The 9,167-nt window shown below is 63.0% G+C and carries 13 protein-coding genes and 1 tRNA gene; 8 read left to right on the top strand and 6 right to left on the bottom strand.

All coding sequences use genetic code 11. The features are described from left to right. Window positions 1-960: NAD(P)/FAD-dependent oxidoreductase (locus QRN59_RS16990; RefSeq protein ID WP_284983655.1), on the bottom strand; the 960-nt coding region annotated here is incomplete at its 3' end. A gap of 279 nt (window positions 961-1,239) precedes the next feature. On the opposite strand from QRN59_RS16990, the gene nirD reads away from it, so the two are divergent. After that, a complete protein-coding gene (gene nirD / locus QRN59_RS16985) occupies window positions 1,240-1,608 on the top strand; it encodes a nitrite reductase small subunit NirD (protein WP_284983654.1) in 369 nt (122 codons plus the stop codon). A gap of 429 nt (window positions 1,609-2,037) precedes the next feature. Here the strand turns inward: nirD and QRN59_RS16980 are convergent. Continuing rightward, window positions 2,038-2,128 (bottom strand) — tRNA-Ser (locus QRN59_RS16980). A gap of 114 nt (window positions 2,129-2,242) precedes the next feature. On the opposite strand from QRN59_RS16980, the gene QRN59_RS16975 reads away from it, so the two are divergent. The 6 genes from QRN59_RS16975 to QRN59_RS16950 all read left to right on the top strand — a co-directional run bounded on the left by QRN59_RS16975 (window position 2,243) and on the right by QRN59_RS16950 (window position 6,432). Next, the gene (locus tag QRN59_RS16975) at window positions 2,243-3,226 is read left to right on the top strand and encodes an NAD(P)H-quinone oxidoreductase (protein ID WP_284983653.1); all 984 of its coding nucleotides are present in this window, start codon (window positions 2,243-2,245) and stop codon (window positions 3,224-3,226) included. 35 nt (window positions 3,227-3,261) lie between these two features. Then, entirely contained in the window at window positions 3,262-3,843 is a 582-nt protein-coding gene (locus QRN59_RS16970; RefSeq protein WP_284983652.1) for a PadR family transcriptional regulator, read from the top strand. Between the two features lie 34 nt (window positions 3,844-3,877). Beyond that, the gene (locus tag QRN59_RS16965; protein WP_284983651.1) at window positions 3,878-4,336 is read left to right on the top strand and encodes a GNAT family N-acetyltransferase; all 459 of its coding nucleotides are present in this window, start codon (window positions 3,878-3,880) and stop codon (window positions 4,334-4,336) included. 26 nt (window positions 4,337-4,362) lie between these two features. Further along, window positions 4,363-5,016 (top strand): bacterial proteasome activator family protein, encoded by a 654-nt coding sequence (locus QRN59_RS16960; RefSeq protein WP_284983650.1) that lies wholly within the window; start codon window positions 4,363-4,365, stop codon window positions 5,014-5,016. Between the two features lie 8 nt (window positions 5,017-5,024). Continuing rightward, complete coding sequence (locus QRN59_RS16955) at window positions 5,025-5,477, top strand: hypothetical protein (RefSeq protein ID WP_284983649.1); 453 nt, start codon at window positions 5,025-5,027, stop codon at window positions 5,475-5,477. 115 nt (window positions 5,478-5,592) lie between these two features. Further along, on the top strand, window positions 5,593-6,432 hold the full coding sequence (locus QRN59_RS16950; protein ID WP_284983648.1) for an aldo/keto reductase: 840 nt from the start codon (window positions 5,593-5,595) through the stop codon (window positions 6,430-6,432). 126 nt (window positions 6,433-6,558) lie between these two features. Here QRN59_RS16950 and QRN59_RS16945 read toward each other — a convergent pair whose 3' ends face one another. The 3 genes from QRN59_RS16945 to QRN59_RS16935 form a co-directional block, all read right to left on the bottom strand. After that, window positions 6,559-7,065 (bottom strand): DUF7793 family protein, encoded by a 507-nt coding sequence (locus QRN59_RS16945; RefSeq protein ID WP_284983647.1) that lies wholly within the window; start codon window positions 7,063-7,065, stop codon window positions 6,559-6,561. Window positions 7,066-7,253: 188 nt separating this feature from the next. Continuing rightward, a complete protein-coding gene (locus QRN59_RS16940) occupies window positions 7,254-7,430 on the bottom strand; it encodes a CsbD family protein (protein ID WP_284983646.1) in 177 nt (58 codons plus the stop codon). A 316-nt stretch (window positions 7,431-7,746) separates the two neighbouring features. After that, on the bottom strand, window positions 7,747-8,163 hold the full coding sequence (locus QRN59_RS16935; protein ID WP_284983645.1) for a hypothetical protein: 417 nt from the start codon (window positions 8,161-8,163) through the stop codon (window positions 7,747-7,749). A 162-nt stretch (window positions 8,164-8,325) separates the two neighbouring features. On the opposite strand from QRN59_RS16935, the gene QRN59_RS16930 reads away from it, so the two are divergent. Next, window positions 8,326-8,583, top strand: coding sequence for a tautomerase family protein (locus QRN59_RS16930; protein ID WP_284983644.1), 258 nt, complete (start codon window positions 8,326-8,328; stop codon window positions 8,581-8,583). Between the two features lie 31 nt (window positions 8,584-8,614). On the opposite strand, the gene QRN59_RS16925 is transcribed toward QRN59_RS16930, so the two are convergent. Further along, entirely contained in the window at window positions 8,615-9,145 is a 531-nt protein-coding gene (locus tag QRN59_RS16925; RefSeq protein WP_284983643.1) for a hypothetical protein, read from the bottom strand. Window positions 9,146-9,167 lie beyond the last annotated feature (22 nt).

Raw genomic sequence — 9,167 nt, 5'->3', positions numbered from 1 at the left:
GGCCACGATCTCGGCCATGGTGTTCGCCGGCGCCACGAGCCCCAGGCACATGCCCTCGAAGTTCGCGACCTCACCGATGGCGAAGATTCCGGGGATTTCGGTCTCGCAACCATCGGAAATGACAACGCCGCCGCGCTGGCCCAGCGTGAAGACCTGTTCCTCGCCCTCCGGTGCACGGAAGAGCTCATCGCGCGGCCTGACCCCGATCGCGACGATTACGATATCAGCGTCGATGATGCGGCCGTCGGCCATGAGGACGCCGGTGACCTGGCCGTCGTCGTCGGACAATACTTCGGACGGGAACACGCCGCCGTGGATTTCGAAGCCTTTGTCTTTGATGAGGCGCCCCAGTGCCTGGCCGGCGCCTTCGTCCAGTTGGGTGGCCATCAGCCAGGACGCGCCGTCGATGACGATCGGGGTGGCGCCCAAACGCTCCGTGCCTGCGGCCGATTCGAGGCCGAGGAGGCCGCCGCCGATGGTGACAGCGTTGACCTTGCGGCCGAGCTTTTCCGTAAGCTGCGTGATTGCCTCGTTGATGGCCCAGACGTCTTCGAGCGTGCGGTAGACATGTGTGAGCTCGGCGCCCGGGATGGGAAGTCGGGCGGCATTCGAACCCGTCGCGACCACGAGGGCGTCGTATTCGTAGCTGTTGCCGGCCGCGGTTTCCACAGACTTGGCATCGGGGTTGATCCTGACCACCCGCTCGCCAGTGCGCAGGTCCAGCGCATCGTGGTCCCACATCGACGCGTGCCCGAGGGTGAGGTCGTAGTCGACCTCGATGAGCGCCTTGCTCAGCGTGACCCGGTCGTAGGGAAGATGCGCTTCCTCGGTCAGGACCGTGACGTGCCAGCCCTCGAGACCGCGGGTATGCATGGCATCGGCAAAGCGGTGGGCCGCAGGGCCTCCGCCCGCGACAACAATGCGGCGCGGGTTCTCTGAAGGGGAAGTATGTCCGGTCACTGGCGGCCTTTCGCATGTGCCGCAGAACCGTCATCCGCGACTTGTCACTTCAGACTAAAGACACGCAGTTTCGCGTCAGTTTCCCTTTTGTTTCGGGGGCTTAACTTCGGCATCACGGTGAGGATTGCGGCGATGTGAGGTCTCCTTTACGAACAGGACACATTGATTGCATTCCGGCGAAACATCGCAGGCCTACCGTGAAGTTGAGGCCGCAACCGGCCCGTGCCGGCTGGCGGAATTGGATCCGCCGGACCGGCAGGCTAAGCGATAGGGGCTGAAATGACCGTAATTCTGGATCGGGACAAACCGATGGGCGCACCGACCGCGTCCGGCTGGCACCGCGTCTGCGCAATCGACGAGCTGGAACCGGCTTGGGGCGAAGCTGCCCTGGTCGGAGGCAAGCAAGTTGCACTTTTCCGCACCACGCCGGATGAGGTCCTGGCGGTATCCCAGCAGGACCCGGCAACGCTGTCCAACGTCATGGCTCGGGGAATCGTCGGTTCCCGGGGCAGCCGTCCCACCATCGCTTCGCCGCTGCACAAAGAGGTCTACGACCTTGAAACCGGCGAATGCTTCACCAACCCCGAACTGCGGCTCGCAAGCTACGCCACCCGCCTCGTGGACGGATACGTCGAAGTAGCCGTCTAGGCTGCTTCAGCTCCCGACGCCGATTCCGGCCGATTCCGGCCGATTCCGGCCGGTTCCGCCCGCGGAACCGGCCATTGGCGTTTCCTAGGCCGCCTGGTCCCCGTTGGCGCCTTGCAATGGCTTCCGGCAGGCGAAGCTCGTTCGACGATCTATGGACATCGTCGGATTCTGCTGGATCATTCTCTTCGCCGAAGTTGCCGGTCCCGTGATTCCGCGGGCCCGGAATTTGTCCATTCGAATGATTGAGCAGAATCCGACATCCGAGCGAAGACGATCCCGGCACGGACATCACGCGCCCGGGATTTACACCCGTTTTGTCCGATAACCCGGCATCTGGGCAAAGTTCATCGGCGACAGCGGCCGAAAGCGTTCGGGACAGCAAAACCCCCGGCAAGCTTTCGCTTGCCGGGGGTTCCGACATGACTAACTTGGCGGAAGGTAAGGGATTTGAACCCTTGGTGCGGGGTTACCGCACACTGGTTTTCAAGACCAGCTCCTTAGGCCGCTCGGACAACCTTCCCTGCCTAGTAGTGTTTCATAGGGAGTTGGCTGCGCCAAAAACCTGCCGCCGCGATTAACGCGGTTAAGGTGTCTGAAAGGCCAACTGCATTGAGCGAGGGATCGGGAGCACTCTATGAAAGCCGTCTACATCTCCGAACCGGGCGGGCCCGAGGTTCTGGAAATCCGCGACGTCCCGGCTCCGGTTCCCGGCCCCGGCGAGGTTCTCATCGACGTCGTCGCCGCCGGTCTCAACAGGGCGGATGTCCAGCAGCGCCGCGGTTTCTACCCGCCACCACCGGGAGCATCGGAAATTCCCGGCCTTGAGGTCTCCGGCAGGATTGCCGCGTTCGGGCCCGAGGTGAGCAAGCCGTTTTCCTTGGGTGACAAGGTTGTGGCCCTGCTTTCGGGTGGCGGCTACGCGCAGCAGGTTGCCGTCCCGGCGGAGCAGGTTTTGCGATTGCCCGACGGCGTGGATCTGGTCACCGCGGCGTCCTTGCCAGAGGTCGCAGCGACGGTGTACTCAAACCTCATCATGACTGCACAACTGCAAGCGGGTGAGACGGTATTGATCCATGGCGCCACTGGCGGCATCGGCACCATGGCCATCCAACTCGCCAAAGCGTACGGAGCTACGGTCGCGGCGACGGCCGGAACGGCCGAAAAGGTCGGCACCGCGAAAGCTTTCCTTGGCGCCGACATTGCCATCAATTATGCGGAAGAAGACTTCGCCGAAAGCCTCAAGGCACAAAACGGCGGCAAAGGCGCGGACGTGATTCTCGACGTCGTCGGTGCCAAATACCTGCAGCAAAACGTGGAAGCACTCGCCGACTACGGCCGGCTGGTAGTGATCGGGCTGCAGGGTGGTGCCAAGGGCGAACTCAACCTGGGCCAGCTACTCAGCAAACGCGCAGCGATCATCGGCACAGCGCTCCGTCCGCGTCCCGTTGCGGAAAAGGGCGTCATCATGAACGCCGTCCGCGAATCGGTTTGGCCAATGCTGGCAGACGGCCGGATCAAGCCGTTCGTGGCCAGGTCGTTCCCTTTGGAGCAGGTCCGCGAAGCCCACGAGTACTTCGATTCCGGCGAGCACATGGGCAAAGTCCTGCTGTTGCTCTAGCGGTGCCCCCCAAACCGGCAGCACGAAGGAGAGCGATGTCCATCCGGTACGGCATCCTGGCATTGCTTCAGGAAGAGCCACGCTACGGCTACCAATTGCGAGCGGCGTTCGAGGAGCGCACGGGAGCCGTCTGGCCGCTGAACATCGGACAGGTGTACACCACCCTGAACCGGTTGGAGCGCGACGCTTTGGTCCGCAAAGAGGGCGACGACGGCCGCGGCCACGTGCTCTTCAGCATCACCGACGCCGGGACTGCGGAGATCCGCCGATGGTTCACGACCGCTGTGGATCGTGGAGCACCGCCGAGGAACGAATTGGCCATCAAGCTGGCCCTGGCCGTTACGACGGCGGGCACCGACGTCCCCGCGCTCATCCAGGCCCAACGTGAGATTTCCCTGCGCGAACTGCAGGAGTACACCCAGGACCGCAAGGATGTCGCTGCCAACCAAAGGGTGACGGACACTGCCAGGCTGCTCGTCCTCGACTCCCTGATCTTCCATGCCGAGGCGGAGGCCCGCTGGCTTGATCTTTGTGACGCCAGGCTGGTCCAGCAGGCCAATGGCGCCAGCAACGGCATGATCGGAACCGTCCGCGCTACCGGAGCACCCACCGCATAGACTGCCCCGCAAGGGAGGTGCCGACATCGAAACATTGACGAATGCCGACGTCCGGATCCGGCTGCTCGGCCCCGATGACGCCGACGCGCTGATCCGCCTGGCGGAGACGGATAACTTGTTTGACGAGGATCCTTCGGTCGCGCCCTCAGGCGCGTTGACGTACGACGGCGCCCGCTCCTTTTTGGGCGACCCCGCCGTGCTGTTTTGGCTGGCCGAGCTCGGCGGCGGGTTAGTGGGATTCCTCCACTGCTGCATTCAGCGCCGGCGCAACGCCGGACCTTGGGCCGAACTGCTCCTCATGGAAATGGGTATCCATACGGAGTGGCGCCGCCGCGGTATCGGCCGGTCCCTCTTGGCCGTCATGGAGGAGTGGATGCGGGAACACGGGATGGAAGAAGTCTGGGTCCCTGCCAACGTCTATGCCACGGGCTTCTACGAAAAATGTGGTTTCGCTAAGGACGAAGGCGAAATACTCGTCAAGGCGCTGGGCTGAGTTGCGGCCCATGAGAGTATGAACGCATGAGCGATCAGGACGACACTCAACCCAGTGGCGAGAGTTTTGACGACATCCCGGTGGAGGGCACAACCTTGGACGCTGGTACGGTACAGGGCACATCGGAAGCGGGTCCCAAGGCCGACGGCAAGCCTGGCGTCAAGAAGGGCAGCACCCTGCAGGACCTCGTCGACGAACCAGCCAAGGTCATGCGGATCGGCACCATGATCCGCCAGCTCCTTGAAGAAGTGAAGAGTGCCCCCTTGGACGAGGCAGCACGCGGTCGCCTTGCCGCGATCCACGAACGCTCCATCAAAGAGCTGGAAGAGGGCCTCGCGCCCGAACTTGTGGAAGAGCTGGAACGGATCAGCCTCCCCTTCCCTGAACACGCCACGCCCTCTGACGCCGAACTAAGGATCGCGCAGGCCCAGCTTGTCGGTTGGCTCGAAGGGTTGTTCCATGGAATCCAGACTGCCATTGCTGCCCAGCAGGCAGCCCGGGAGCATGCTGTCGCCCAGCTGCAGCTTCGCCAACTGCCGCCAGGAACCATGATCGCCCCGGGCGTCGTTATTGGCGAAAATGGTGAACCGCAGCGTGCCCACCTTCCCGGCAAGGAAGCGGAACCCGACAAACCTTCTCGCGTTGAAGACCCGGACCGACACCCGGGTCAATACCTCTGAGCGCTGGGTTGGGAATCTTTGGGGCCGTCCGACAGGGACGGAAGGATGACGCTGAACTTGGCAAAGGACTGTGGAGGCGTGCCCACGATCGCTTCCATCGCGGCCTTGACCGGTACCACCAAGTGCTTGAAGGCGTAGAAGACGAACAGCTCTACGTCGAACTCGTGGCCCTTGCGAACGAACTTGCGGACTTGTCGTCCAGGGTACGTGCCATCTGCGCCGAGGCCCAGCTCCGTGCGCCCAGCGATGGGCTGGACATTCCCGGATCGCTCGCGGGCGTCCATCGCGCGCTGTCCAAAGCGGGGAACTCTCTTGCCACGACGGCGGAGGCGGCCGCGATGCTGCGTCTCGCCGTCGGGCCCGTTCCTGTAGGAGCCGCTTCGGTGCGACGACGCGCCGAAACCGTTTACGAGCATGTCGAGGAAGCCGAACGGCTGCTGAGGGCCAATGCCGGCTCGTAAGCTATTGGCGATTTAGGTGCAGACGCGTCTATTCCCACATAACAACTATTAAGCGCCTAGCTTAGAGCGGCCGGAATCCGTAGCCACCCTGTGCACGGCTGGCAGGATGGAAGCCATGACTTCGTCACCGAACCTTACTTTTAACGACGGCAACTCCATTCCCCAGCTCGGCTACGGGGTGTGGCAGGTTGAGGACGATGTAGCCGAAAAGGTGGTGCGTCAGGCCTTCGAAGCCGGCTACCGCCACATCGATACCGCCAAGATCTACGCCAACGAGGCAGGCGTGGGACGCGCCATCGCATCCTCCGGCCTCAAGCCCGAGGAAATCTTCATCACCACCAAGCTGTGGAATGCGGACCAGGGCTACGAGTCCACGCTCGCGGCTTTCGAAGAATCCATGAGCCGCCTCGGCTTGGAAACCCTTGACCTGTACCTGATCCACTGGATGCAGCCCAAGCAGGACAAGTTCGTGGACACCTGGAAGGCGCTCATTGAGCTTCAGAAGCGCGGACGCATCAAGTCCATCGGCGTCTCCAACTTCAGCAAGGAAGGCCTGCAACGCCTGATCGACGAGACCGGGGTTGTTCCGGCGATCCACCAGATCGAACTGCACCCGTTCTTCAACCAGGCGGAACTCCGGGAGTTCGCTACGGCACGCGGCATTTTGACGCAGGCCTGGTCGCCATTGGGCCAGGGCGGCGAGCTCCTTGAGAATGCGACTATCGCCGAGATCGCTGCCAAGCACGGCGCCACCCCGGCGCAGGTGGTTATCGCCTGGCACCTGGCGATTGGCAACGTCGTGATTCCCAAGTCCGTGACCGAGTCCCGGATCCAGGAAAACTTCGCAGCACTTGGCGTCACCTTGGATGAGGCTGACATTGAGGCCATCAACGGCCTGGACCGAGGCGCCGAAGGCCGCATCGGACCGGATCCGGCAGTCTCAGACTTCGCATAGTTCTCAACGGGAAGGCCTCGCACCTGACAGGTGCGGGGTCTTCTTGTCTTAACTTCGCGGCATCAGCACGGTCCTGGCTCCGGCGCCTGTACCCGGTTCCTGGCAGCTAGATGATGCCCGGGCCTCTCAGTCCTCCGGAAGTTCCGGGACCCGCTCGGTACGCAGGACGCGCAGCCACCCCAGGGCCTCTTGTTCGTCGGAGAAGTACCGGGTCGGGCACTGCGGTGCAGGGAGCCCGTGCCTGCCGTGGGCAATGACACGGTCCACCGGCGTGCTGCCCAGGATCGCAAAGGCCGTGATGGTGACGGCTTCACTGAAGAATCGGACCGCGTCGCGGCTGACAGACTCGACCCCGATGACCTGCAGGAGTACCGCGGCGCCCCTTCCGCCCGTCAGAGCCAGATACCGCTCCCGGGCAAGAGCTCCGTCCTCTGCAGTGATTCGGCCTCCAGGCCGCAAAGTGATCCGGAGGATCCCTTCACCCGCGTCCTCAAGCCTGACATTTTCATCTTCTGGGCTGAACCACGCCCTACCGCCGTCCGCGTCGGAAACGGTGTCCACCTCTGCGTGAGCGTGTAATTCGCCCTCGGACTGGACCAGCGTCGTCATCAAATCCCCCAGATGCGATTCCACTGCGACCCCATTGACGCAGTTCCCGGATCAGCACGAGTCGGGTGCAGATCACAATACCTTTGAGGATGCCCGGCGTCCATGAATAGTAAGGGTGCGGAGTGTTTTCGCCCGATTGGCCGCCGGAATCAAGTACCGGGTACGGCGAAGGGCGCACCCCGATGGGATGCGCCCTTCGCTAGACCGTCAGGTCAGTCCTTCTTGAAGGCGTCCTTGACTTTCTCGCCGGCCTGCTTCAAATCGCCCTTGGCCTGGTCCGCCTGGCCTTCCGCCTTCAGGTTTTCATCACCCGTGGCGCTGCCGGCAGCTTCCTTGCCCTTGCCGCCAGCCTTCTCGGCAGCGTTCTCAATCTTGTCGCCTAGTCCCATGGTGTTTCCTCCTCTGGTTCGGCAGCCGATCGATACGGCCGTTACTCCATACTAAGCATGCTTAGGGTTTGGATTTCAAATCCAGCCCTGCTGGTCCACCCGCCGACAAGCTCTGCGGCACCACCCACTGGACTCGATGAGGTTGGCGTCAGCGAAGCGAAGCACGAGCAACAGTGTGAGACGAAAAGATCACCCGAGGGCGAGGGGTGCAGGCCGGAGTCCTCTTAATATGACGCCGCACGACCTGACGGCGGCGCGGGAAGGGAAGAAGGCGGCCAGCGCTATCGCCTTGCCGGCTGGGTGCGGGCGTGGTTGGTCAGAGGACTTTCACGGGGATCAGGTTGTAGGTATTGTCGCAACCTCCGCGCGGCGCGGCGTGCTCGATCCCGTACAGATGATCGGAGATGGAATGGTCCGGCTTCGCGGCGACGACGCGGATCCGGGGGAGTGGCACCGGGGCGTTGTCGGGCTGGACGAACGGGGGCGCCTGAGGAACCATCAACCGTCCGTTGCTGTCCCGGGTGACCTTCACCGGATCACAGCGGTCGTTGACGCCGAAGCAGGCGGAGACAGTCGTGCCGCCAGGGAGGCCGGAGAGATCAAGCTCGACCGGGCCCAGGTTGACGAAGCCGACGGCGGGGCAGACTTCCGGGGTGCAGCCGGACGCAGCAAGAGCAAGCACCATCGCCGGAAGCATCGCCGAGACTAGTCCTGGAAGTCCTCTGGTCTTCATGGCGTCAGCGTAACGCTGTCGGAGAGGCACAGCAGGGCACCGGTCAAAGAAGAGACCGGGCGGGGAACGTCGCCAGCGACGAACGAACGCGAGACAGGGAGTCTGGCCCCTGACGGTGGCCAGCGCGCGCCGCGGTTCAGCGCTTCCTTAGCTGCGGCTACCTTGTCGACGTCGGAAAATGAGAGCCATGAATCCGCCGTACAGAACAATCGACAAATGCCCCTCATTCAGGTTTTGAACGCTTCGCCGGCATCTACCGCGAGGAAGCGTGAGCTGCTGGCGGCCCTGACTTCGACCTACGCCGAAGTGATGAGGATCCGGCCGGATACCATCCGCGTTGTTCTCCAAGAGGTGCCACGAGAGAACTGGTCGGTCGCTGGGGTGACCCTCGCTGACTCAGGGGAGGACGAAGCGGTCTAACCTTCGTCGGGGCCGCTTCCTCGACCGGGGATTACCGGACCGGGACTTTCTTGAGGCGAAGGATGGCGACTGTCCAGAGGCTGACTACCGCGTGCAGCGCGGCCCATCCGATTTTCACCGGATCAAACAGGGGCCCGTCGATGAAGACCATTGTCAGCACGATTGACGCCGCGGAGACCACAACGGCCGCGATCAGTGGCGATCGGGCTGTCCTTTTCAGGGTGGCGAGGTTCCAGATCCCGATGACCATGCCCGCTATGGACACCACGCCGAAGCCCAAGGTAACGGCGAAGACGTAGGCGATCCACTCTGCCGGGGATTCTACGCCTGATTCCGCCATGTTCCGTAGGTGTCCGATACCCGTGGCAGCGTTCGTGACGGTGACCAGACAGGTGAGCAATCCCGAGCTCAACTCGAAGAGCCCCACCCAGAAGCGCCAATGCCGTGATCTCATCTCGTCGTGGCGGGTGAGGACGGGAGCGTCGGTTGTCCGCGATGGCCGCACGTCGAGCCGCTCTACGGCACCGGACTGGTCGGTCTGCGACCGTATTTCTTGGCCCATGTGGCGTCCCCCTTGCGTGCGG

Source organism: Arthrobacter sp. efr-133-TYG-118, assembly GCF_030209755.1.
GTDB lineage: Bacteria > Actinomycetota > Actinomycetes > Actinomycetales > Micrococcaceae > Arthrobacter.
The sequence above is the reverse complement of the archived record's forward strand: the minus strand, read 5'-3'. Positions and strand labels throughout refer to the sequence as shown.

Excerpts from the sequence above, each read along its gene's own strand:
- nirD (WP_284983654.1), top strand. The coding sequence starts at position 1,240 with ATGACCGTAATTCTGGATCGGGACAAACCGATGGGCGCACCGACCGCG.
- QRN59_RS16975 (WP_284983653.1), top strand. The coding sequence starts at position 2,243 with ATGAAAGCCGTCTACATCTCCGAACCGGGCGGGCCCGAGGTTCTGGAA.
- QRN59_RS16970 (WP_284983652.1), top strand. The coding sequence starts at position 3,262 with ATGTCCATCCGGTACGGCATCCTGGCATTGCTTCAGGAAGAGCCACGC.
- QRN59_RS16960 (WP_284983650.1), top strand. The coding sequence starts at position 4,363 with ATGAGCGATCAGGACGACACTCAACCCAGTGGCGAGAGTTTTGACGAC.
- QRN59_RS16950 (WP_284983648.1), top strand. The coding sequence starts at position 5,593 with ATGACTTCGTCACCGAACCTTACTTTTAACGACGGCAACTCCATTCCC.
- QRN59_RS16940 (WP_284983646.1), bottom strand. The coding sequence starts at position 7,430 with ATGGGACTAGGCGACAAGATTGAGAACGCTGCCGAGAAGGCTGGCGGC.
- QRN59_RS16935 (WP_284983645.1), bottom strand. The coding sequence starts at position 8,163 with ATGAAGACCAGAGGACTTCCAGGACTAGTCTCGGCGATGCTTCCGGCG.
- QRN59_RS16925 (WP_284983643.1), bottom strand. The coding sequence starts at position 9,145 with ATGGGCCAAGAAATACGGTCGCAGACCGACCAGTCCGGTGCCGTAGAG.